Annotated in this window: 19 protein-coding genes and 2 tRNA genes; 12 read left to right on the top strand and 9 right to left on the bottom strand. The window is 56.2% G+C overall.

Annotated features, from left to right (window positions below; translation table 11 throughout):
- Nucleotides 1–11 precede the first annotated feature (11 nt).
- Together ABVT35_RS12880 and ABVT35_RS12875 are read right to left on the bottom strand one after the other, a co-directional pair.
- On the bottom strand, nucleotides 12–3,113 hold the full coding sequence (locus tag ABVT35_RS12880) for an efflux RND transporter permease subunit (protein ID WP_368466962.1): 3,102 nt from the start codon (nucleotides 3,111–3,113) through the stop codon (nucleotides 12–14).
- 7 nt (nucleotides 3,114–3,120) lie between these two features.
- Nucleotides 3,121–4,245, bottom strand: coding sequence for an efflux RND transporter periplasmic adaptor subunit (locus ABVT35_RS12875; RefSeq protein ID WP_368466960.1), 1,125 nt, complete (start codon nucleotides 4,243–4,245; stop codon nucleotides 3,121–3,123).
- A 248-nt stretch (nucleotides 4,246–4,493) separates the two neighbouring features.
- Between ABVT35_RS12875 and ABVT35_RS12870 the strand changes: the two genes are divergently transcribed.
- Complete coding sequence (locus tag ABVT35_RS12870; RefSeq protein ID WP_368466958.1) at nucleotides 4,494–5,465, top strand: oxidoreductase; 972 nt, start codon at nucleotides 4,494–4,496, stop codon at nucleotides 5,463–5,465.
- Between the two features lie 97 nt (nucleotides 5,466–5,562).
- Here the strand turns inward: ABVT35_RS12870 and rpsI are convergent, their stop codons facing one another.
- From rpsI to ABVT35_RS12850, 4 genes are all read right to left on the bottom strand, one after another.
- Nucleotides 5,563–6,039, bottom strand: a complete 477-nt coding sequence (gene rpsI, locus ABVT35_RS12865; RefSeq protein WP_368466956.1) for a 30S ribosomal protein S9 — start codon at nucleotides 6,037–6,039, stop codon at nucleotides 5,563–5,565.
- Between the two features lie 2 nt (nucleotides 6,040–6,041).
- Nucleotides 6,042–6,506, bottom strand: coding sequence for a 50S ribosomal protein L13 (gene rplM, locus ABVT35_RS12860; protein ID WP_368466954.1), 465 nt, complete (start codon nucleotides 6,504–6,506; stop codon nucleotides 6,042–6,044).
- Between the two features lie 250 nt (nucleotides 6,507–6,756).
- Nucleotides 6,757–7,197, bottom strand: coding sequence for a PaaI family thioesterase (locus ABVT35_RS12855; protein ID WP_368466952.1), 441 nt, complete (start codon nucleotides 7,195–7,197; stop codon nucleotides 6,757–6,759).
- A 34-nt stretch (nucleotides 7,198–7,231) separates the two neighbouring features.
- Nucleotides 7,232–8,101: a crotonase/enoyl-CoA hydratase family protein gene (locus ABVT35_RS12850; RefSeq protein ID WP_368466950.1), complete on the bottom strand. Its 870-nt coding sequence runs from the start codon at nucleotides 8,099–8,101 to the stop codon at nucleotides 7,232–7,234.
- A gap of 154 nt (nucleotides 8,102–8,255) precedes the next feature.
- Between ABVT35_RS12850 and ABVT35_RS12845 the strand changes: the two genes are divergently transcribed.
- Nucleotides 8,256–9,077, top strand: a complete 822-nt coding sequence (locus ABVT35_RS12845) for an enoyl-CoA hydratase (protein WP_368466948.1) — start codon at nucleotides 8,256–8,258, stop codon at nucleotides 9,075–9,077.
- Between the two features lie 10 nt (nucleotides 9,078–9,087).
- Here ABVT35_RS12845 and ABVT35_RS12840 read toward each other — a convergent pair whose 3' ends face one another.
- The gene (locus tag ABVT35_RS12840) at nucleotides 9,088–9,399 is read right to left on the bottom strand and encodes a hypothetical protein (protein WP_368466946.1); all 312 of its coding nucleotides are present in this window, start codon (nucleotides 9,397–9,399) and stop codon (nucleotides 9,088–9,090) included.
- Between the two features lie 189 nt (nucleotides 9,400–9,588).
- Between ABVT35_RS12840 and ABVT35_RS12835 the strand changes: the two genes are divergently transcribed.
- The 4 genes from ABVT35_RS12835 to ABVT35_RS12820 all read left to right on the top strand — a co-directional run bounded on the left by ABVT35_RS12835 (nucleotide 9,589) and on the right by ABVT35_RS12820 (nucleotide 12,445).
- Complete coding sequence (locus tag ABVT35_RS12835; RefSeq protein ID WP_368466945.1) at nucleotides 9,589–10,116, top strand: CoA-binding protein; 528 nt, start codon at nucleotides 9,589–9,591, stop codon at nucleotides 10,114–10,116.
- 135 nt (nucleotides 10,117–10,251) lie between these two features.
- Entirely contained in the window at nucleotides 10,252–11,535 is a 1,284-nt protein-coding gene (locus tag ABVT35_RS12830; RefSeq protein ID WP_368466944.1) for an O-acetylhomoserine aminocarboxypropyltransferase, read from the top strand.
- A 162-nt stretch (nucleotides 11,536–11,697) separates the two neighbouring features.
- The gene (locus ABVT35_RS12825) at nucleotides 11,698–11,853 is read left to right on the top strand and encodes a DUF5993 family protein (RefSeq protein WP_368466943.1); all 156 of its coding nucleotides are present in this window, start codon (nucleotides 11,698–11,700) and stop codon (nucleotides 11,851–11,853) included.
- A 10-nt stretch (nucleotides 11,854–11,863) separates the two neighbouring features.
- Entirely contained in the window at nucleotides 11,864–12,445 is a 582-nt protein-coding gene (locus ABVT35_RS12820; RefSeq protein WP_368466942.1) for a disulfide bond formation protein B, read from the top strand.
- 4 nt (nucleotides 12,446–12,449) lie between these two features.
- Here the strand turns inward: ABVT35_RS12820 and ABVT35_RS12815 are convergent, their stop codons facing one another.
- Nucleotides 12,450–13,679, bottom strand: a complete 1,230-nt coding sequence (locus ABVT35_RS12815) for a cytochrome P450 (RefSeq protein ID WP_368466941.1) — start codon at nucleotides 13,677–13,679, stop codon at nucleotides 12,450–12,452.
- 257 nt (nucleotides 13,680–13,936) lie between these two features.
- Between ABVT35_RS12815 and ABVT35_RS12810 the strand changes: the two genes are divergently transcribed.
- The 5 genes from ABVT35_RS12810 to ABVT35_RS12790 all read left to right on the top strand — a co-directional run bounded on the left by ABVT35_RS12810 (nucleotide 13,937) and on the right by ABVT35_RS12790 (nucleotide 21,066).
- The gene (locus tag ABVT35_RS12810; protein ID WP_368466939.1) at nucleotides 13,937–14,569 is read left to right on the top strand and encodes an ATP-dependent Clp protease proteolytic subunit; all 633 of its coding nucleotides are present in this window, start codon (nucleotides 13,937–13,939) and stop codon (nucleotides 14,567–14,569) included.
- Between the two features lie 278 nt (nucleotides 14,570–14,847).
- Entirely contained in the window at nucleotides 14,848–16,125 is a 1,278-nt protein-coding gene (gene clpX / locus ABVT35_RS12805; protein WP_368466938.1) for an ATP-dependent Clp protease ATP-binding subunit ClpX, read from the top strand.
- Nucleotides 16,126–16,529: 404 nt separating this feature from the next.
- Nucleotides 16,530–18,944, top strand: a complete 2,415-nt coding sequence (gene lon, locus ABVT35_RS12800) for an endopeptidase La (RefSeq protein WP_368466936.1) — start codon at nucleotides 16,530–16,532, stop codon at nucleotides 18,942–18,944.
- A 198-nt stretch (nucleotides 18,945–19,142) separates the two neighbouring features.
- The gene (gene hupB / locus ABVT35_RS12795) at nucleotides 19,143–19,418 is read left to right on the top strand and encodes a DNA-binding protein HupB (protein ID WP_368466934.1); all 276 of its coding nucleotides are present in this window, start codon (nucleotides 19,143–19,145) and stop codon (nucleotides 19,416–19,418) included.
- Between the two features lie 241 nt (nucleotides 19,419–19,659).
- Entirely contained in the window at nucleotides 19,660–21,066 is a 1,407-nt protein-coding gene (locus ABVT35_RS12790) for an MATE family efflux transporter (protein ID WP_368466932.1), read from the top strand.
- 249 nt (nucleotides 21,067–21,315) lie between these two features.
- Here ABVT35_RS12790 and ABVT35_RS12785 read toward each other — a convergent pair.
- A tRNA-Val gene (locus ABVT35_RS12785) sits at nucleotides 21,316–21,391 on the bottom strand.
- A gap of 213 nt (nucleotides 21,392–21,604) precedes the next feature.
- On the opposite strand from ABVT35_RS12785, the gene ABVT35_RS12780 reads away from it, so the two are divergent.
- Nucleotides 21,605–21,681: transfer RNA gene (locus ABVT35_RS12780), tRNA-Asp, on the top strand.
- The last annotated feature ends 335 nt before the right edge of the window (nucleotides 21,682–22,016 follow it).

Raw genomic sequence — 22,016 nt, 5'->3', positions numbered from 1 at the left:
AAGCAGTCCGTTCAGCCGCTTTCCGGCAACTCCCGGGGATTTCCGGCTGGTGCGCCCGCTGACTGTACGAAAAGGCTCCCAATCTCGCGCGGTGAAATGAATGTGTAGAACATTGGAACGACGAAGAGCGTAAACATGGTTCCGATGGACATGCCCGTCGCAATGACCAGCCCCATGGAATAGCGTGCTGCCGCTCCGGCGCCGGAGGCGGTTAGCAGCGGCAGGACACCCAGGACCATTGCAGCCGTCGTCATCAGGATCGGCCGCAGGCGGATCCGGGCCGCCATTTCGATCGCCGCGCGTCTGTCGAGCCCATGCTGGCGTCTTTGCTCATTGGCGAACTCGACCATCAAAATACCGTGCTTGGTGATCAGTCCGACTAGGGTGATAAGGCCGACCTGCGTGTAGATATTGAGCGTGGCCAAGCCGAGGTTGAGAAATATGATCGCGCCGAAAAGCGACAGCGGAACCGACATGAGAATGATGAACGGGTCGCGGAAACTTTCAAACTGCGCCGCAAGCACGAGATAGATGACCAGGATTGCGAGGCCGAATGTAACAAGGATTGTGGCACCGGCTTCCTTTTCCTGCCGCGACTGGCCGATGTAATCGACGAATGCACCCGCCGGCATGACTTCACGGCCGATTGCCTCGACGGTTGCCAGCGCATCGCCGCTGGTGACGGTCGGCAACGGAATTCCGGAAATGGTCGACGAGTTGAGCTGGTTGAACTGTTCGATTGCCTCCGGTGCCGCAACCATCTCGAAACTCACCAGCGCGGAAAGGGGTATCATTGCCCCTGCCGCCGAGCGCACATAATACCTTCCCAGCAGTTCGGGATTGATCCGGTCTTCCTGCGCCACCTGGGTAATGACGTCATAGCTGCGGTTTTCCCGGTCGAATTCGGAGATTGCGGCGCCACCGACGAGCGCCCCCAATGTGGTGCCGATCTCGCTGATCGGAATGCCGAGCGAGGCCGCGCGGTCGCGGTCGATGATGATGCGCGCCTGGGGCGATTCAAATGAAACCGAATTCTGGACCGCGATGAATTTACCCGATTGCAGAGCCCGCCGGCGTATCTCCTCGGATATCTCAAAGACCTGCTCCGGACTGCCGAGCGAGCGCACGACATATTGCACCGGTAAGCCGCCGCCCGTGCCGGGCAGGGACGGCGGTGCGAACACAAAGGCTTGCACGCCGGGGCTTCTATCGACGGCACTCTGGATTGCCTGCTTCGTCTGAGCCGCCGGTTGAGGCCGGTCGGCCCAATCGGTGAGTTTTACTCCGAAAAACCCGCTGCCGCCTCCGCCGCTGCCGACAATGGAGAAGGAATCTTCGATTTCAGGCAGAGCTTCGCGAAGATCGTGGAATTCGCGCACATAAAATTGCGTGTAATCGGAATTGGCATATTTGGGCGCGTTGACAATGCCCATGAAGAAACCCTGGTCTTCCTCCGGCGCCAGCTCCGAAGACGTATTGAGAAACAGGAAGCCGGTCGTGCCGATCATCATCAGCACCATCAGGAGGGTGGCCCAGCGAACGTTGAGCGAGCCGTGCAGCGCTGCGTGGTACTTTTTCTCCAGCCAATCAAACCGGCGATCGACAAACCCGGCGAAGCCGCGTTGTCCGCCCTCGACATGGGGCTTCAGCAGTCTCGACGCCATCATGGGCGATAACGTCACCGCCACGACGCCCGAAATGATCACCGCGCCGGCAAGCGTGAAAGCAAATTCGCGGAACAGTGCGCCTGTCAGTCCCGTCGTGAACCCGATCGGCGCATAGACTGCCGCCAGAGTTATGGTCATGGAGACGATCGGACCGAAGATTTCCTGCATGCCGATGATCGCGGCATCCATAGGCGTTTTGCCTTCCTCGATATGACGATGGATGTTCTCCACGACGACAATGGCATCGTCGACGACAAGCCCGATGGCCAGAACCATCGCGAGCAGGGTCATCAGATTGATCGAAAAGCCCAAGGCGAAGAGGAAGATGCAAACGCCGATGAGCGACAGCGGTATAGTCACGATCGGGATCACCACGGAGCGGAACGAACCGAGGAAAAGAAGGATCACCAGGATGACGATAATCACGGCTTCGGCAATCGTCTTGAAAACCTCGTCGATCGAAGCCTGAATGAAGCTCGATGCGTCGTAGACGACCTCGGCGGTCATGCCGGCCGGTAAGGCCGGCTGCATCGCCGCGACTTCCTTGTGAACGATCTTGGCCACATCGAGCGGGTTTGCCGAAGGTGTGGTCGTCACCCCGATAAATGTTCCCTCGCGGCCGGAGAACATCACCTTCACATCGGTGGATTCCGGCCCGAGCTCGACGCGCGCCACATCACGCAGCCGGACGATCTGATCGCCCTTGGATGTGAGCGGCAATGCCCCGAATGCCTCGGCGGTCTGCAGTGTGGTCTGCGATTCCAGCGAATAGGCGACAAACTCGTTTTTGGTGTTGCCGGGCGCTGACAGGAAGTTTGCGGCCTTGATGGCAGCGACAACTTCAGCCGCGGTCAGGTTGCGCGAGGCAAGGCGCAGCGGGTCGATCCACACCCGCATTGCGAAGTTCTGGCCGCCCAGGATTTGCGCATCCGCCACGCCTTCGAGCGTCGACAATCTGGGCTGTATGACACGGACAAGATATTCGGTGACCTGCTGCGGGTTCATCTGCGGGCTGGCGAAGGTCAAATACATCAGCGCGAATGACTGACCGGTGCCCTTGGCGACGATAGGGTCTTCCGCGTCGCTTGGAAGCGATGCCCGGATCGCCTGCACCTTTGCATTGACCTCGGTGAGCGCCGCATTCGGGTCTGCGTCGAGCTTCATCTGCACCGTTACGGTGCTGAGCCCCAGGCGGCTTTGCGAGGTGACATAGTCGACCCCTTCCGCGCTGACGACCGCTTTGGCGATGGGGGTTGTCACGAATCCCTGGATGAGATCCGCGGACGCGCCGACATAGACTGTCGTGATCGTAATCGCGGTTTCCTTGACCTCTGGATATTGGCGCACCTGAAGGTTTGCAAGCCCCTGCAGGCCGAGAAGAAGGATCAGCAGCGAAACGACGGTGGACAGGACCGGTCTTCGGATGAAGCGCTCTGTAAATGTCATGACCGGCTCACTTGTTCTCGCTTGCCTGGATGATATCGACCGAATTGTCGACCTTGACACTGGCGCCCGGTTGCAGCTTGTTCTGGCCGGATGTGACGATCACATCGCCGGCCAGAAGACCGTCGGTAATTTCGATATCGCGACCCTCGCGGCGGCCGGGCGTGACAAATACCTGCCGGATAATCTTGCCGCCTTTAGCCGCGCCCTCCCTTTCGTCCGGGATGACCTTGTAAATATAATCGCCGTAAAGCGAGGTCACGACTGCCGTTTGCGGCACGGCAACAATGTCGTTCTCAACCGGCAAGTCGATACGCACGTGCAAAAACCGGCCCGGAATGATCTCTTCACCCGCTGAATCGACCATTTTTGCGCGCACGTTCACAAGGCGCGTCTGCGGGTCGCCTCGCGGGTCGATACCTACAATGGTCCCCGACAGGTCCAGATCGGATTCATTAAGGCCGAACCTGACCGACTGTCCAAGTTCCAAGCGTTCCATGAACTGCTCGGGAACGCTGAAGTCGACGGTCATGTTTTCCAGATCCTGCAGTGTTGCGACCACAGTGCCAGACGAGACGTACTGGCCCACCTCGATTTGCGGGATGCCGATCGTGCCTGAAAACGGAGCCTCCAGTGATTTCAGTTCTATAGATGCTTTCGTCCGGGCGAGCTTCGAGCGGGCGGCATCCAGATCGCCGGAAACCTGGTCCAGCGCGGCCTGTGTATTGATCCCGCGGCTCATAAGCTGCTTGCTGCGCTCCAGTGCCGTTTCGTTGATTTTGACAGCTGTCTCCGCGTCAAGCAGGTCGGCACGTTCGACCGCATCGTCAAGGCGCACGAGCACGGCGCCTTTCTCGACCTTGTCGTTGGCGTTGAAGAGGATCTCCTTCACCAGCCCCACGGACTGTACGGCAAGCTCGGCACCCTTGGCCGCGCGCGCCGTACCTATAGCGGTAATGCCCGGGTTCCACGTCCTCGTTTCCACGGTCGTGGTGGAGACAACCTGCGCCGGCGGCTGCATGTTCGCAAAGAACTGCCCAATCATTTCCTGCCGGAAGAAGTTGAACCAGATGAGACCGGCGCAAACTGCGGCTGTGACCAATAGAAACAGGCTGGCCATGATTCGCCTTTTCATGAGCATATTACTTTCTGTCGATGTCCGGAGCGGCAATATAGGGCAATTTGGTGTGAGTTGTGTCTGTTTGTTCTACCGCTTTGGGGACGTACTCCATTTTAGAGAAGTATTCTATATAGGCGCGTGCGGTTTCTTGTCATCTTCCGCCGTAGTTGTAGTCAATCTTCCAATTGATGATCCAGCGGCCCGTCTCTCGCCAACATTGAGCGCTAACCTGATCGACTGACACAATTCGGGAGTTCAACAACATGGCTGCACATGATCAAACTCCACTAGGGTCGGGGTTCGGGCCAAAAACACCTGCATCGGATATTGTCAAAGGTCTCGATCTTTCGGGAAAGAATGCCATTGTAACGGGTGGTTATTCGGGCATTGGCCTCGAAACCGCCCGGGTATTGGCCGCAGCCGGCGCGCATATTACCGTGCCGGCGCGCGACCGGGTAAAGGCGGAAGCTGCGCTAGAGGATGTGTCCGGGGATATCGCGATTGCGGATATGGATCTCGGTGAAATTGCAAGTATCCGCAAATTTGCCGCCGATTATCTGTCATCCGACCGGCCGCTTCACATCCTGATCAACAATGCCGGTATCATGGCCTGTCCGGAGGCACGGGTCGGTCCGGGTTGGGAAAGCCAGTTCGGCGTTAACCACCTTGGCCATATGGCGCTCACTACGGCGCTTCTGCCGGCTTTACGCGGGGCAGGCGGGGCCCGCGTTGTAGCGCTGTCGTCTACCGCGCATATTCAGGGCGGTATTGATTGGGACGATCCGCATTTTCAAAAACGTCCGTATGAAAAGTGGACGGCCTACGCGCAGGCAAAAACCGCCAATGCGCTGTTTGCCATCGGGCTTGATGAGCGCGAAAGGGCAAATGGCATACGCGCCTTTTCGGTCCATCCGGGCGGCATATTCACACCGCTCCAAAGGCATTTGCCGGAAGAGGAAATGGTTGCGCTCGGATGGAAAAACGCCGATGGGTCAATGCCGCCGGCCGTTGCTGCCCTTTTCAAGACACCGGAGCAGGGAGCTTCAACCAGCGTTTGGGCTGCCACGTCCGCCCAGTTGGAAGGCAATGGCGGTGTCTATTGTGAAAATTGCGATATCGCAAAGCTTGCGGATGAAGACAGCCAGCGCTGGGAGCATGTGCGAAGCTGGGCGTGCGATCACGAGGGCGCCGAAAGGCTGTGGAAAATGAGTGAGGAGATGCTGGCAGCCGCATAAGCCGCACAGATGGGGTAGAGCCGACCGATCTCATTAGGATACAAAAAAAGGCGCTGCCGGTGGCAGCGCCTTTGCATATAAGCGGGCAGATAGCGTCTTAACGCTTGGAGAACTGGAAGGACCGGCGGGCCTTGGCCTTGCCGTACTTCTTGCGTTCCACAACGCGGCTGTCGCGGGTCAGGAAGCCGCCCTTTTTGAGTACGGCGCGCAGGGACGGCTCATAAAGGGTCAGTGCCTTCGAAATGCCGTGGCGCACAGCGCCGGCCTGGCCGGAGAGGCCGCCACCGGTAACCGTGGCAACAATGTCGAACTGTCCATCACGGGCAGCGGCGATGATCGGCTGCTGCAGGATCATCTGCAGGACAGGGCGAGCAAAATACTCGGCAAAGTCCTTCTTGTTGACGGTGATCTGTCCGGTGCCCGGCTTGATCCAGACGCGAGCAACGGCGTCCTTGCGCTTGCCTGTGGCGTAGGCGCGGCCCTGTTCGTCAATCTTCTGAACGTAAACGGGAGCCTGGACTTCAGCGGCTTCCGTGGCGCCGCCGAGTTCTTCGAGCGAGTTGAGTTCAGCCATGATCAGCCATTCCTCTTGTTTTTGGCATTCAGCGAAGCGACATCGAGAACGGCCGGCTGCTGAGCTTCATGCGGGTGTTCGGAGCCTGCATACACACGCAGGTTTTTCATCTGGCGGCGGCCAAGCGGTCCGCGCGGGAGCATGCGCTCGATTGCCTTTTCAACGACACGCTCGGGAAAGCGGCCTTCGAAAATCTGGCGCGCTGTGCGTTCCTTGATGCCGCCCGGATAACCGGTGTGCCAGTAATATTTTTTGTCGGTGTATTTGCGGCCGGTAAGTACGGCTTTGTCCGCATTGATGATGATGACGTTGTCACCATCGTCCACGTGCGGCGTGAAAGTGGCTTTGTGCTTGCCGCGCAAGCGCAGGGCGACGAGGGAAGCAAGGCGGCCGACGACGAGACCTTCGGCGTCGATGAGGACCCACTTCTTCTCTACCTCGGCGGGCTTCTGCGAGAAGGTTTTCATAACTGATAGCTCTCTAATCTGTACCTTTGAGACAAAGGCTTTTCTTGTTGCTTGGTGCCGGATGGAAGGCCGGCAAAAACATATCGGCCCCACCAGGGACCGACAATGGCGCGGGTTATAGAACAGACCGGTATGACGCGCAAGCGCTATTTTAGCCGTTACTTTCAATAAAGAATAATAAAATCAATATCTTATAAAATAGGTAATATTTTACCACAAGGGCAAAGCGAATTTGATGCGGAATTCGGGTCTATTTTCTGGGCGGGATCGAATAGGTGCCGGTGGCATGGGCCGCCGTGAGGCCGCCCGGAGCGCGCATGTCGACATCGAAAACAACCAGCGATTTTCCAAATTTCAAAATGCGGCAATGTCCGTCGATGGGTCCGGCTTCCGCCTTGCGCATGAAGTTGATGTTGAGATTGGTGGTAACGCTCAACGCTTCCGGGCCAAAATGCGAAAGAACGCAGACATAACCACCGATATCGGCCAGCGTGAACAACGAAGGGCCCGAAACGGTGCCGCCGGGTCTCAGGTGCCTTTCGGTCGCATCGAGCCGCACGGTACAGCCGCCCGGCGTTACCTCAAGTGCACGGTAATCGGCAAAATCGTCGTTCAGTTGCGGATAGACCTGCTTGAGAAAGGCATTGACCTCTTCGGCCGTCATCACGGGCTTGAAATTCTCGATCGACATTTATGTTGGATCCGTTTCCAAGTTGGTTTGGTGTTCAGCTGTCCTTGGCCGAGTTGATCGGACGATTGAGTGTCCAATCAAATGTGCCGAGATCCCGTTCGCGTACAGCCTGCTTCCAGCCGACTTCCTCGGCCCGGCCTTTGAAATTGAGGCCTTCGGGCGAATGGCGGGTAATACCATCAAATATCGTCGCGAACATCTGCGTCTGTTTCAGCCCCATGGCCTCGATGGCCTGATTGACGACAAGCTTCTGCATCATCAACTGATTGATCGGAACACCGGCCATCCTCTCGGCGAGCGCTTCGACTTCATCATCGAGTCTGTCGGCGGGAACGGATTTCAATATCAAACCCATCTGCTCGGCTTCCGTGCCTGTCACGGTGTCACCCGTAAAAAGCATGCGCTTGGCTTTTTCCGGACCCAGGCGATAGACCCACATGGCCGTTGTCGGGCAGCCCCAAACGCGTGTTGGCATATATCCGATGCGTGCGTCGTCGGCCATCACGATCATGTCGGAGCAAAGCGCAATATCCGATCCGCCTGCAACCGCAAACCCATGGACTTTTGCAACAACCGGAATCTGAGAACGCCAAAGCGACATGAAGGCTTCTGTGTTGCGCATCATGAAGGAATAATCCTTCATTGGATCCCAGGGCATTTTCTGCGTTGCTTCAAAACCTTTCCCTTCACGGGCTTCGGCGTAATAGGCAAGATCGTATCCGGCGCAAAACCCTTTGCCGGCACCCGACAAAACGATGACATGGACACCGTCGTCACTGTTGGCTTCCATGACTGCCGCCTCGAGTTCCCGCGGCAGGTCGTCATCAATGGCGTTCATGACCTCAGGGCGGTTAAGGGTAATTCGACCGATACGGCCGTCCTTTTCAAACAGGACCTTTGCCATCATTATTCTCCCATGGACACCAAGCCGGCGTCTTCTAACGTTAACGTAAACGTAAGTGGTTGCGTCGCGCTTGCCAAGAGCGTTCCAGGCGATATACCAGTGGATCAACAGGGATGGCAGTAGGCCCGTTGTAAAGCTTTTTTGGAGGATCGAAATGTCTGAGGCTCGCGCGACGCAAGACCGTGATGATGAGGCACTGGTTGTCTCTCAGCTTGCAGATGGCGTGCTGCGCCTGACGCTAAACAATCCTCCCGCCAACGCTCTTTCCATTGCGATGATGGAATCCCTGAAGTCGGCACTGGTGCGCGCCGGGGAAGATGAAGAGGTACGGGTGGTGATTCTTGCGGCTGCCGGCGATCTCTTTTGCGCCGGACATGACCTCAAGGAACTCACAGCGCACCGCAGCGACAAGGACCGCGGCCGGGCATTCTATGAACAGACGATGCGGCTTTGTTCAGATCTGATGATCAGTATTACCAAGCTGCCAAAGCCGGTGATCGCGGAAGTCGACGGGCTTGCCACCGCCGCCGGTTGCCAGCTTGTAGCGACATGCGATCTGGCCATTTGCACAGATACGTCGAGCTTTTGCACGCCGGGTGTGAATATCGGATTGTTTTGCTCGACACCGATGGTCGCGATATCGCGGGCCGCGCATCGCAAGCAGGCCATGGAGATGCTTTTGACGGGTGAACCGGTCGACGCATCGACGGCCAAGGAGTTCGGGCTGGTCAATCGGATCGTGCCGAAAGAGTACCTGCGCACGGTTACGGACAAATACGCTTCCGCCATCGCCTCAAAATCTTCACTGACACTGAAGATCGGCAAGGAAGCATTTTATCAGCAGATAGAACGTCCGCTTTCCGAAGCGTATGACTATACCGCGTGGGTCATGACGGAAAATATGATGGCGCGCGACGCGGAGGAGGGCATCAACGCTTTCCTGGAGAAAAGGGATCCGAAGTGGTCCGATCGCTGAGCAGGTCTGCTTAGCGGCCATTCTCCTGATCGGAAACCGGCTTGCACTCCAGCACCTTGCACTGTCGCGTGTCTTTGGCAGGGACATAAGCGGTAGCACCGCGTTCGCCGAAGTCGCAATAGCGGCTGTGCGACACGTAGATGTCATAAAGTGTCAGATCGGAAATGCGCGGCGAGGGATACCGTAATATTGCGGCATTCTCGGTTTGGAGAATGTTCTGGATCCGGCTGCAGGTCAGCGACGGGGTGTTGTAACGGCTGATGGCCTGCGCCGGCAGACTGACTGCGAACAGACAGATGAACAGCAGTATCCTCTTTGTCATCTGTTTCCTCCTCCTTTATTTTCTCCACTTGGCAGTGGCAGGATGTAACACTATCGTGCCGGCAAAACGCGACTGCAACAAAGCAAGCTTATTTGTGTACTAAATTCCCCTCGGACGCACTTTAATGCGCCTTCTGTGAATCATTTTTCCATAAGGTGTACAGGTGGTCACGAAAATCAAGAGACGGTAATGAATCACGATAAATATGAGGATGCCTACATTGCCGGCATTTTGCACTCGGTTGAGACGATTGCGATGGTTGGCGCCTCGCCAAAGGACGTGCGACCCAGCTTTATCGTGATGAAGTATCTGCTTGCCAAGGGATACAAGGTCACTCCCATCAATCCCGGACACGCCGGTAAAGAGATTCTCGGGCAGACAGTCTTTGGGCACCTTTCGGATGTTCCGCACCATATCGATATGATCGAAGTGTTTCGCGGATCGAGTGCTTTGCCGGGGATTGTCGATGAGGTTCTGGCGTTGAAGGACCGGCCGGATGTCTTGTGGGCGCAGTTGACAGTTCGAAATGACGAAGCTGCCGAAAGGGCGGAAGCGGCCGGAATGAAGGTGGTGATGAACCGGTGTCCGAAAATCGAGTATGGCCGTCTTTCGGGAGAGATTGGCTGGAACGGCGTCAACAGCCGTGTGATTTCTGCAAAAAAACCCGTGCTTCAGCGCGGTTATCAGGCACTGGGAATCAGGGTTCGGCCCAAATAGGCGTCCGGTGAAACTGACCCGGTGGGCACAGTTCTCCATTGTGCTTCAATGTCGACGCGCAAAAACTTCTTTGACCTTCTTGCCCCCTTACGGGATAACCGTGCATTCCAGTCAACAGTTCCAGAGGGGATTTAGATGTCGAACAGTGAACCGGGCTTCAGCACATTGGCCATTCATGCCGGCGCGCAGCCGGATCCAACGACAGGCGCACGTGCCACGCCGATTTATCAGACAACCAGTTTTGTATTCGAGGATGCTGATCACGCCGCATCGCTGTTTGGTCTGAAAGCCTTCGGAAACATCTATACCCGCATCATGAATCCCACACAGGCGGTGCTCGAGGAACGTATTGCGGCTCTCGAGGGAGGTACGGCCGCTCTGGCGACAGCGTCCGGGCACGCGGCGCAGTTGCTGGTGTTTCATTCCATCATGCAGTCCGGTGACAATTTCATTGCCGCCAACAAATTGTACGGCGGATCAATCAACCAGTTCGGTCACGCCTTCAAAAATTTCGACTGGCAGGTCCGCTGGTGCGATCCCGAAATCGTGGATGGGATCGAAGAACAGATAGATGAGCGGACCCGCGCCATTTTTATCGAAAGTCTCGCCAATCCGGGTGGAACCTTTATTGATATCAGAGCGATTGCCGATATCGCCCACAAGCACGGCATCCCGCTGATCGTCGACAACACGATGGCAAGCCCCTATCTTGTGCGGCCGATCGAACACGGAGCTGATCTTGTCGTTCATTCCCTGACCAAATTCATTGGTGGCCACGGTAATTCGATGGGCGGTGTAATTGTGGATGGCGGCACGTTCGACTGGTCCGCTTCCGGGAATTATCCGATGCTGTCCGAACCGCGCCCGGAATATGGCGGCCTGGTTCTTCACGAGACCTTCGGAAATTTCGCGTTTGCCATTGCATGCCGTGTTCTCGGCCTGCGCGATTTCGGTCCGGCGATCTCGCCGTTCAACGCATTTCTGCTGCTGACCGGCGTTGAGACGCTGCCGCTGCGCATGCAGCGCCATTGCGACAACGCGCTGGAAGTCGCAAGGTGGCTCAAGGATCAAGATAAGGTCGCCTGGGTGTCCTATTCGGGTCTGGAGGAAGACGAGAACCATGCCCTGATGAAATCCTATTCGCCGAAGGGCGCGGGTGCCGTCTTTACCTTCGGTCTGACCGGCGGTTACGAAGCGGGTGTGAAATTTGTCGAAGCGCTCGAAATTTTCTCGCACCTGGCCAATATCGGCGACACGAAATCGCTGGTTATCCACCCTGCGTCCACGACACACCGCCAGCTTTCCCCTGAGCAGCAGGAGACTGCCGGCGCCGGAGCCGATGTTGTACGGCTGTCTATCGGTATCGAAGATGTGGCGGACATCATCGGCGATCTGAAGCAGGCGCTCGACAAAGTCTGATCCGATCATCAGTCGAAAAGTGAAACCTACCCGGCTCTGGTTTTCCAGCGGCCGGGTTTTTGGTGGGGATCGTTACGCCGACTTTGCAATCTGAGGTTTCTGACGGCGCCCATCCTTGCTATCGTTGGTTTGGATGATCTTGCCGATTGGAGGTTGGCGACGATGATTGCGCTTCTGTTTGCCCTGCTGGCACTGGCGATGGTGCTTGCATGGTACGACCATTGGCGGTGGGCCTATGCATTGTTTGCTGTGACATTGTTACTGAGCATCTACTGGCTCGATTTCCACGCCACCACACCGCTCAAGATCATATTGTGAGGGCCCGGGGATGATTGTCGCGCCACATCCATCAAGGACCCTCAACGCCATCGGTCTTTTGGTTATCTGCTTTGTGCTGATCGCAGGCTATGTGTTCCAGTTTGCCCTGGACGAATTGCCATGTCCCTTATGTCTGCTTCAACGGGTCGGCCTGGTCATGGTCGGATTCGGGCTCAGTCTCAACCTGATCTACGGCGCCAAACCGCATCATTATGGGATCATGCTGATCGGAGCGCTCTACGGTGGGTCTGTCTCGGTCAGGCAGATCCTGTTGCATATCGTGCCCGGAACGGGTGCCTATGGCTCACCGGTTCTGGGGCTGCATTATTATACATGGGCGGGTATCTGCTTCTTTTTGATCCTTATCGGAACCGCCGTCATGCTGCTTTTCGAAGGCCAGTACAAAGGCCTGAAGGACGAGCCGGGCCATGAGAAGTTCGGTGGTCACAAATTGGCAAAATTTGCGTTTTTCCTGATGCTGGTTCTTGTCGCGGGCAATGCTGTCTCCACGCTGCTGGAATGCGGACCGACGGTGTGCGCAGATCCGCCGACGGAATACAGGCTGATTGAAGATCTCAAAGACAGTGGATAGGCAGCTACCAGCTCAAATCCAGACGTTCGAGGCCGTGGAAGTGGTAGGCATCGCGATATCGCGGCGTGTCGCTGAGCTTCAATCCCGGCAAGCGCTCGAACAGGATCGGCAGCGAGGTTTGCAATTCCAGACGCGCGAGCGGCGCGCCGATGCAAAAATGAATGCCTGCGCCGAAGGTGACATTGGCCTGGTCGGGCCTCCCCGAAACAAAGCTTGCGGCATCGGCAAACTGTGCAGGATCCCGGTTGGCGGCGCCAAGCATCAGGCCGATCTGCTCGCCTTTCCTGATTTCTATGCCGTTGTCCAGTTCCACATCCTGCAGCGCATAGCGGGTAAAAAGGTGCAGTGGCGCGTCGTAGCGCAGCGATTCCTCGATGGCGGCTTCCGTTGACGCCGCGTCCGCAAAGAGCGCCCGGTGATCGAGCCGGTTTTCCAAAATTGCCTTTACCGCATTGCCGGTCTGATGGACTGTCGCTTCATGTCCCGCATTGAGCAAAAGGACACAAGTCGAAATCAGTTCGCCGTCGCTGAGCCGGTCGCCTTTGCGCTCCGATGTCACCATGTGGCTTATCAGATCGTCCGTCGGGTTTTTGCGGCGCGCGGCGATCAGTTCTGTCAGGCAGGCGGAAAATTCCTGAGCGGCTCTGTTCGCGTCTCTTTCTGTGGTCTCGTCGGTTTCGAACATATACATGCGCACCATGCGGTGCGACCAGTCCAGAAGTTCGCCGTTGAGTTCCTGGGGCACGCCCAGCATGCGGGCAATGACTGAAACCGGTATGGGCTCGGCGAATGTCTTGATCAGTTCAACGCCGCCATCATCGGCAAAGAGGTCTATGGTCGCGTGGGTCAGCGCCTCGATATCCGGGCGCAGCTTTTCGACCTGGCGGGACACGAAGGCGCGGTTGACCATCGTCCTCAGACGAGTGTGGGCGGGCGGCTCCAGTTCCAGCAGCGAGTGCGCTTCGATGGCGTCGAAATCAGCAAGGTGCGGCTTTGGATCGGCCATGCCCAATTCCTCGCGCGTCGCCACGTGGAGGATTTGCCGGCCGAAGCGTTTGTCACGCAGCAGTCGGTTGACGTCGGCAAAGGCGGCAAAGCACCACATATCGTAGTTATTCCAGAAGAAAGCCGGGCACTCCTCGCGGATGGCTTCATAATAGGGATAGGGGTCGTTGTAGAATTCGGGGTCGCGAGGATTCAGGTCGACCGTTTTGGCCTTGCTGTCGAATTTCATTTGCACGTCTTAATTATCCCATGGATTTGTTATTTGAGGTAAGCGGTTGCCGGGGAGGGGCGTTGATCTGTGCCCAATCGGCACTATACCTTGCCGGTGACAGCTTTAACCATTTTGCACACTTTACGGAATGTGGGAGCCGGCGGATATCAACATGTCTTGAACCCAAACGCCATCGCATCTTATGTATGCGGAATGAGTTATTGATCCGATTCTCCGAATCGTCCGGATTCGGTGCAGCATAAAAAGGCCACTCAATGTCCAATCCAGTAGATACCGCACTGAACCTTGTTCCCATGGTCGTCGAACAGACAAACCGTGGCGAACGTGCCTTCGATATTTTTTCCCGTCTGCTGAAAGAGCGCATCATCTTTATCACCGGACCCGTCGAGGACGGCATGGCGGCGCTGGTTTGTGCACAGCTTCTTTATCTCGAAGCCGATAATCCAAAAAAAGAAATCGCTCTCTACATCAATTCGCCCGGCGGTGTTGTGACGTCCGGCATGGCCATCTACGATACCATGCAGTTTATCAAACCAGCGGTTTCCACCCTGTGCATCGGGCAGGCGGCCTCGATGGGATCTTTGCTGCTTTGCGCCGGTCACAGCGACATGCGTTTTGCAACGCCAAATTCGCGCATCATGGTTCACCAGCCTTCAGGCGGTTTCCAGGGGCAGGCCTCGGATATCGAGCGCCACGCTCAGGACATCATCAAATTGAAGCGCCGGTTGAATGAAATCTACGTTCAGCACACCGGCAAGGACTACGACACCATTGAGAATACGCTTGATCGCGATCATTTCATGACGTCGGATGAAGCGAGGGATTTCGGACTTATCGACCGGGTGATTTCCTCACGCGAAGCGATGGAAGACGAAGCAAAAGAATAATCTTTTGCCGCCAGATCAACACATTGGTGCGGCAAAAGGGCAACAGATTGGCGTATTTGGGGCTGGAAGCAGCCAAGAATGGCGTTAATTCTGAACGTTAAGGGTATTTTCAAGACAAAGCGCATAGCTTTGTATTCGGTGCCCTGTATATTGACGATGGGATAGCTCCTAGGGCACCGTCATAATGTGTCCTGATTGACAGGTTTCTGTCGGTCGCGACAGGTGGCCCAAAGACTGATTGGCCTGACGCTCGTTCAGGCCGCTGGAAGGAATAAAGTATGAGCAAGGTCAGCGGTGGTAGCGGCGGCGACTCGAAAAACACGCTCTATTGTTCGTTTTGCGGCAAAAGCCAACATGAAGTCCGTAAGCTGATCGCGGGACCGACTGTTTTCATCTGTGATGAGTGCGTTGAGTTGTGCATGGACATCATCCGCGAGGAAAACAAATCCTCGATGGTGAAGTCGAGCGACGGTGTGCCGACGCCGCAGGAAATCATTGATACGCTGGACGAATATGTCATCGGGCAGGGACAGGCCAAACGCGTTCTTTCCGTCGCGGTGCACAATCACTACAAGCGGCTGGCCCATTCCAGCAAGAGCAACGATATCGAGCTGGCTAAGTCGAACATCATGCTTGTCGGCCCGACCGGCTGCGGCAAGACCTATCTCGCGCAGACGCTTGCCCGCATCATCGACGTGCCGTTCACGATGGCTGATGCAACGACGCTTACCGAGGCCGGCTATGTCGGTGAAGATGTCGAGAATATTATCCTGAAGCTGCTGCAATCGGCAGACTATAATGTCGAGAGGGCGCAGCGCGGCATCGTTTACATAGACGAGGTCGACAAGATTTCACGCAAGTCCGACAATCCTTCCATTACCCGCGACGTTTCGGGCGAGGGCGTTCAGCAGGCATTGCTCAAAATTATGGAAGGCACAGTTGCCTCCGTTCCGCCGCAAGGCGGCCGCAAGCATCCCCAGCAGGAATTCCTCCAGGTCGACACGACAAACATCCTGTTTATCTGCGGTGGTGCCTTTGCGGGTCTCGACAAGATCATCTCGGCAAGGGGTGAAAAGACATCCATCGGATTCGGTGCCACGGTCAAGGCGCAGGACGAACGCCGCGTTGGTGAAATCCTGCGTGAGCTTGAGCCGGAAGATATGGTCAAGTTCGGTCTCATTCCCGAATTCATCGGCCGTTTGCCGGTCATCGCGACGCTGGAAGACCTTGACGAGGACGCTCTGATCCAGATCCTGTCGGAGCCGAAAAACGCGCTCGTCAAGCAGTATCAGCGCCTGTTCGAGATGGAAGATGTCGAACTGACCTTTCATGAGGATGCGCTGCGCGGTATCGCCCGCAAGGCGATAGCCCGTAAAACCGGCGCGCGCGGTCTGCGCTCAATCATGGAAAAAATCCTTCTCGATACGATGTTTGAATTGCCGTCTCTGGAAGGCGTTCAGGAAGTCGTTATCTCGGATGAGGTAGTGTCCGGATCTGCAAGACCGCTCTACATCTACTCCGAGCGCGAGGAAGAAAAAGGCAACGCCACTGCATAGCGGATGTGTACACTTAAGGAATGCAGGAACCCGCCTTCAGGCGGGTTTTTTGTGTGCTGCAAAGGGCACGCCGCTGTTTTTCCGCGACATAATTGCCATCACATAAGGCGACCGGGACTTGACATTGAAGTGCGCGCGGAAAATAGAACCGTAAAACAGCATATCCCGGCGGATGTGCCTTGCGGGAAATTGTGGATGTCCGTTGTTTGACGTGAGACCCCACTGGTCTAAAGCTGATACTAATCAGATCGGGATGAGATTCGAACTTTGGCGAATGTTTTGTGGGTTCCCGCGTGTGATTATGGACTTGAAACACCAAATTGAACACTCCACTTAGGAAACAAGTGAAGTGAGGGCCGTTTCAGACCAAGCCACGGGCTGTGTGGCGGCCGAAAGGAAACAAGATGAATGAAATAACCACCCAGCAGAACGAAGCAGCCACGTATCCGGTATTGCCGCTGCGCGATATCGTCGTGTTTCCGCACATGATTGTGCCGCTGTTCGTGGGTCGGGAAAAGTCCATTCGCGCGTTGGAAGAGGTCATGGGGGCCGACAAACAGATCCTCCTGGCAACTCAGATCAATGCCGGTGACGACGATCCGGAAACGGACGACATTTACGAAGTCGGGACTGTTGCCAATGTTCTGCAGCTTTTGAAATTGCCCGATGGCACCGTAAAGGTGCTTGTCGAAGGCAAAGCGCGGGCTCAGATAACGAGTTTTGCGGAGAATGAGGAATTTTATGCGGCCTATGCCGACGAGCTTCCCGAGCCCGATGAGGACCCGGTAGAGATCGAGGCGCTGTCTCGTTCGGTGGTTTCCGAGTTTGAAAACTACGTCAAGCTGAACAAGAAGATTTCTCCGGAGGTTGTCGGGGCGGCCAGCCAGATCGATGATTATTCGAAACTTGCCGATACCGTTGCCTCGCATCTTTCCATCAAGATCCCTGAAAAGCAGGAAATGCTTGCCACCGTGAGCGTCAAGGAGCGGCTTGAACGCGCGCTTGGCTTCATGGAAGGTGAGATTTCCGTGCTGCAGGTGGAAAAGCGCATCCGTTCGCGGGTCAAGCGCCAGATGGAGAAGACGCAGCGCGAGTATTATCTCAACGAACAGATGAAGGCGATCCAAAAGGAGCTCGGTGACGGCGAAGAAGGCCGTGACGAAATGAGCGAACTGGAAGAGCGCATCGAAAAGACCAAGCTTTCGAAGGAAGCGCGCGAGAAAGCGGACGCCGAGCTCAAGAAGCTCAAGCAGATGAGCCCGATGTCAGCCGAAGCCACGGTGGTGCGCAATTACCTCGACTGGCTGCTCGGCATCCCGTGGGGCAAGAAATCCCGCATCAAGGTCGACCTGAACAAGGCCGAAGGTATTCTGGAAGCTGATCACTACGGGCTCGAGAAGGTCAAGGAGAGAATCCTCGAATATCTCGCCGTTCAGAGCCGGTCCAACAAGATCAAGGGGCCGATCCTGTGCCTCGTCGGACCGCCCGGCGTCGGCAAGACGTCACTTGCCAAATCGATCGCCCGTGCGACGGGCCGCGAATATGTCCGCATGGCCCTTGGCGGCGTGCGTGACGAAGCTGAAATCCGCGGTCACAGGCGGACCTATATCGGATCGATGCCCGGCAAGGTCATCCAGTCGATGAAAAAGGCCAAGAAGGCAAATCCGCTGTTCCTGTTCGACGAGATCGACAAAATGGGCATGGATTTCCGCGGCGATCCTTCATCGGCTCTGCTCGAGGTGCTTGATCCGGAACAGAATTCGACCTTCATGGATCACTATCTCGAGGTGGAATATGACCTGTCGAACGTGATGTTCATCACCACGGCCAACACGCTCAATATTCCGCCGCCCCTGATGGACCGCATGGAGATCATTCGCATTGCCGGTTACACCGAGGATGAGAAGCTCGAGATCGCGCGCCGGCACCTGCTGCCGAAGGCGTTGCGGGACCATGCGCTTCAGTCTGGCGAGTTCTCCGTCAGCGATGACGCTCTGCGTGAAATTGCGCGCCGCTATACGCGTGAAGCCGGTGTGCGTAATTTCGAGCGCGAGCTGATGTCGCTTGCCCGGAAGGTCGTAACGGAAATCCTCAAGGATGGTGTCGAATCTGTCGATGTCACAGCAGAAAACCTGGACAAATATCTGGGTGTTCCCCGGTTCCGTTATGGTGAGGCCGAGCATGACGACCAGGTTGGCGTCGTGACCGGACTGGCCTGGACCGAAGTTGGCGGCGAATTGTTGACCATTGAAGGCGTCATGATGCCGGGCAAAGGTAAGATGACCGTTACCGGCAATCTTCGCGATGTGATGAAGGAGTCGATCTCAGCTGCAGCGTCCTACGTGCGCTCGCGTGCGGTGGATTTCGGCATTGAGCCGCCGATGTTCGACAAGCGTGATATTCACGTGCACGTTCCGGAGGGTGCTACGCCGAAGGACGGACCGTCCGCCGGTGTTGCAATGGCAACGTCGATCGTTTCGACCATGACGTCCATACCGGTTCGCAAGGATGTGGCCATGACCGGAGAGATCACCCTGCGCGGTCGTGTGCTTCCCATCGGTGGTCTCAAGGAAAAGCTGCTTGCGGCTCTGAGGGGCGGTATCAAAACCGTCCTGATCCCGGAAGAAAACGCCAAGGACCTTGCTGAAATTCCGGACAACGTCAAGAACGAACTGGATATCATTCCGGTATCGCATATGAGCGATGTGCTCGAAAAAGCGCTGACAAAACAGCCCCAGGCGATCGAGTGGGATGGCGCGGAAACGCCCCTTCCATCGGACAATGGCGGTGACGATGCGGGTACTTCGGTGGCTCACTGATTCTGCCGAAAATCACCCGGCAAAGCGATTTTGGAACGGGCTTCGGCCCGTTTCTTTCGTTTTTGGGGGGTAAAAACCACAAAAAATGCCGGAAAACCGGGGTTTTTGGCACTCAATCATTGTGATTTTCGGATTGAACCGTACAATCCCCTTCGACTTTGTATTGAGTCGATTCTTACACACTGAGAGGGTTGGAAAATGAACAAGAACGAACTGGTTGCTGCCGTTGCTGACAAGGCCGGTATGAGCAAGGCTGATGCCGGCTCAGCAGTTGAAGCTGTGTTCGACACCATCACATCCGAGCTGAAGGGTGGCGGTGACGTTCGTCTGGTAGGATTCGGAAACTTTTCCGTGTCACACCGCGAAGCTTCAAAGGGCCGCAATCCAATGACTGGCGCGGAAGTTGATATCCCAGCCCGTAACGTTCCGAAGTTTTCGGCAGGCAAGGGTCTCAAGGACGCTGTTAACAGCTAGATCCTTCACCGAATATTTGGTGCTATTAAACTTGAAGCCCGGCATGCGTGCCGGGCTTTTTCGTGCCTGAGCCAACAGGAAGCTAACAACGCTTGCCGCCTTTTTCAAAAGCGGCAACAACCCGCTCTCCCGCCGTTCAACTTGGTGAAGATACCCGGCCGCCGACACAGCGATTGCCCGTGAATCGTCTTTGCACTATGGATGGTTGGTTGGATTTCAATAATCAGCCAGTTGGTGAATCATGGACACGCTGCACGACCCATCCGGGAAGGGCACAAAAGCCGCTCTTTCGTGGGCGGGGCATACCAAAGCGACATTGACTTTGGGTGTGCCGCTGATCGGCGCGCAGCTTGCGCAGATGGCGATCAACGTCACGGACACCGTGATGGTCGGCTGGCTTGGCGCGACTGAGCTTGCGGCCACTGTCCTGGCAACACAGATATTCTTTCTGTTCTTCATTTTTGGCTCGGGATTCGCCCTGGCTGTCATGCCGGTTGCTGCGCAGGCTCACGGGCGTGATGATGTGCGGGGCGTGCGCCGTTCGGTGCGCATGGGCATGTGGGTGATTCTCCTTTATGGCGCACTCGTCATGATGCCGTTGTGGATGACGGAATCAATTCTGCTGATGCTCGGTCAGAGCAAGGAAACCGCCGCGCTTGCAGGCGACTATATGCGCGTCGCCCAGTGGGCGATGGTGCCGAGCCTGCTGATCATGGCGTTCCGGTCTTACCTCAGCGCTCTGGAGCGGGCGCAAATCGTTTTGTGGGCAACTGTTGCCGGAACGCTGCTGAACGCCTTTTTGAACTACGCCTTCATTTTCGGCAATTTTGGAGCGCCACGGATGGGGGTCGTTGGCGCCGCAGTCGCTTCTCTTGGCACCAACCTGCTCAGTTGTCTTCTATTGCTGCTCTATTGCGTCCTGAAGCGGGAGTTGCGCCGCTATGAACTCATGGTCCGGTTCTGGAGATCCGACTGGCAGGCATTCTTCGAAGTCCTGAAACTCGGTTGGCCAATAAGCGCGACGATCCTCGCCGAGGTCGGCTTGTTCGCGGGCGCGTCCGTCATGATCGGCTGGATTGGCACGATTGAGCTCGCGGCTCATGGAATTGCCCTGCAGCTTGCGGGAATTGCTTTCATGTTCCCGCTCGGTCTTTCCAGCGCGGCGACCGTGCGTGTGGGCAACGCCTATGGCCGCAACGACTGGCTCGGGCTCAGCCGTGCAGGGACCGTGGCCATCGGTCTGGTGGTTGCCGTCACGCTGCTGCTTGCAACCGTTTTCTGGACCGTGCCCGAGGTGCTGATCGGCTGGTACCTGGATGAAGATAATCCCGATGCCGGTGCGGTATTGCGGCACGCGGTTCCTCTTTTGGCTGTGGCGGCCGCGTTCCAACTTGTTGACGGCCTGCAGGTTATCGGCGCGGGGCTCCTGCGCGGCCTCAAGGATACGAAGGTGCCGATGGTCTTTGCCGTCATAAGTTATTGGGCGGTTGGAATGACGGCGGCTTATGTCCTGGCGTTTCCCGCCGGTTTGGGCGCTGTCGGCGTGTGGTGGGGGCTGGCGCTCGGACTTTCCGTCGCCGCGCTTTTAATGAATTGGCGCTACCAGCAGCGCGAGCGGCTCGGGCTGGTGGGTGTGCGGACCGGTTAGTCCGGACCCGGCCTAATTACCGCCGCTCATGCTCAAACCCTACCAAGTGAACCAGATAGGCGAGGCGGCGTTTTATGCGCTTCAATACAACACATGTCCGGAGCGACCGTTTGTGATGGCTCGCCACGAACGGATATCCCACGTGCGAACGGTCCACATATCCAGCGCCGCCAACTGGGAATACCGTACGCGACTTTCGACAGCGAGCATCGGGCGGTACGAACGGTGGCAGTGATTTTCAGGAGGGCTTGGTGGGCGGTGAGAGACTCGAACTCCCGACATCCTCGGTGTAAACGAGGCGCTCTACCAGCTGAGCTAACCGCCCTTCGGAAAATCTTGGCACCGTTTATGCGCTTCGCAAACGAAGTGCAAGAAAAAAGACGCGTCAATGCCAAAGTTTTTAGTCCATAAGCAGCCCCGGCGACCGTTTTAAAAAATTGTCGCCAGAATGTAATAAAAGCGCATGATCAGTGCTTGACAGCCACCGGGGAACAGCTTAATTCACCGCTCACGTTTCGCACACAAGCGGAACGCAAGCGCGGGTGTAGCTCAGCTGGTTAGAGTGCCGGCCTGTCACGCCGGAGGTCGCGGGTTCGAGCCCCGTCACTCGCGCCATTCTTTTTCAAACATGATCAAGGCTCATCTTGGGATGTAGGGCGGTCCCCGATACGGGGGTGTGCGTCCAGATAATTGCTCACATATGATGCAGAGCATATTTTCCGCCATGCCATTTCCGCGACCGGCATGAGGTGCTGATACGGCCGAATATTAGAATTTTGAAAAATTAATCGTTAGGCGCCAAAGTAAATTGACGCGAAAGACTGACATTTAATAATTTATATTTTAGTTTTCCATGGTTGAATTCTAAATCGATTCTTTCTGAAGTATCGTTCTTCAATGAATTTCAGTGAAGTTAGCCTTCACAAATTTGAGAGAAATTGCCTTTTGCG

The sequence above is a fragment of the Hoeflea sp. TYP-13 genome (genome assembly GCF_040932035.1).
GTDB lineage: Bacteria > Pseudomonadota > Alphaproteobacteria > Rhizobiales > Rhizobiaceae > Hoeflea_A.
This window is presented reverse-complemented; position numbering and strand designations above follow the sequence as displayed.

Coding starts and splice junctions, on each gene's coding strand:
- rpsI (WP_368466956.1), bottom strand. CDS start 6,039: ATGGCTGAACTCAACTCGCTCGAAGAACTCGGCGGCGCCACGGAAGCC.
- ABVT35_RS12850 (WP_368466950.1), bottom strand. CDS start 8,101: ATGGCAAAGGTCCTGTTTGAAAAGGACGGCCGTATCGGTCGAATTACC.
- ABVT35_RS12875 (WP_368466960.1), bottom strand. CDS start 4,245: ATGAAAAGGCGAATCATGGCCAGCCTGTTTCTATTGGTCACAGCCGCA.
- ABVT35_RS12810 (WP_368466939.1), top strand. CDS start 13,937: ATGTCCAATCCAGTAGATACCGCACTGAACCTTGTTCCCATGGTCGTC.
- ABVT35_RS12830 (WP_368466944.1), top strand. CDS start 10,252: ATGTCGAACAGTGAACCGGGCTTCAGCACATTGGCCATTCATGCCGGC.
- ABVT35_RS12825 (WP_368466943.1), top strand. CDS start 11,698: ATGATTGCGCTTCTGTTTGCCCTGCTGGCACTGGCGATGGTGCTTGCA.
- ABVT35_RS12840 (WP_368466946.1), bottom strand. CDS start 9,399: ATGACAAAGAGGATACTGCTGTTCATCTGTCTGTTCGCAGTCAGTCTG.
- ABVT35_RS12855 (WP_368466952.1), bottom strand. CDS start 7,197: ATGTCGATCGAGAATTTCAAGCCCGTGATGACGGCCGAAGAGGTCAAT.
- ABVT35_RS12820 (WP_368466942.1), top strand. CDS start 11,864: ATGATTGTCGCGCCACATCCATCAAGGACCCTCAACGCCATCGGTCTT.
- rplM (WP_368466954.1), bottom strand. CDS start 6,506: ATGAAAACCTTCTCGCAGAAGCCCGCCGAGGTAGAGAAGAAGTGGGTC.
- ABVT35_RS12790 (WP_368466932.1), top strand. CDS start 19,660: ATGGACACGCTGCACGACCCATCCGGGAAGGGCACAAAAGCCGCTCTT.
- ABVT35_RS12845 (WP_368466948.1), top strand. CDS start 8,256: ATGTCTGAGGCTCGCGCGACGCAAGACCGTGATGATGAGGCACTGGTT.
- lon (WP_368466936.1), top strand. CDS start 16,530: ATGAATGAAATAACCACCCAGCAGAACGAAGCAGCCACGTATCCGGTA.
- ABVT35_RS12815 (WP_368466941.1), bottom strand. CDS start 13,679: ATGAAATTCGACAGCAAGGCCAAAACGGTCGACCTGAATCCTCGCGAC.
- hupB (WP_368466934.1), top strand. CDS start 19,143: ATGAACAAGAACGAACTGGTTGCTGCCGTTGCTGACAAGGCCGGTATG.
- clpX (WP_368466938.1), top strand. CDS start 14,848: ATGAGCAAGGTCAGCGGTGGTAGCGGCGGCGACTCGAAAAACACGCTC.
- ABVT35_RS12880 (WP_368466962.1), bottom strand. CDS start 3,113: ATGACATTTACAGAGCGCTTCATCCGAAGACCGGTCCTGTCCACCGTC.
- ABVT35_RS12835 (WP_368466945.1), top strand. CDS start 9,589: ATGAATCACGATAAATATGAGGATGCCTACATTGCCGGCATTTTGCAC.
- ABVT35_RS12870 (WP_368466958.1), top strand. CDS start 4,494: ATGGCTGCACATGATCAAACTCCACTAGGGTCGGGGTTCGGGCCAAAA.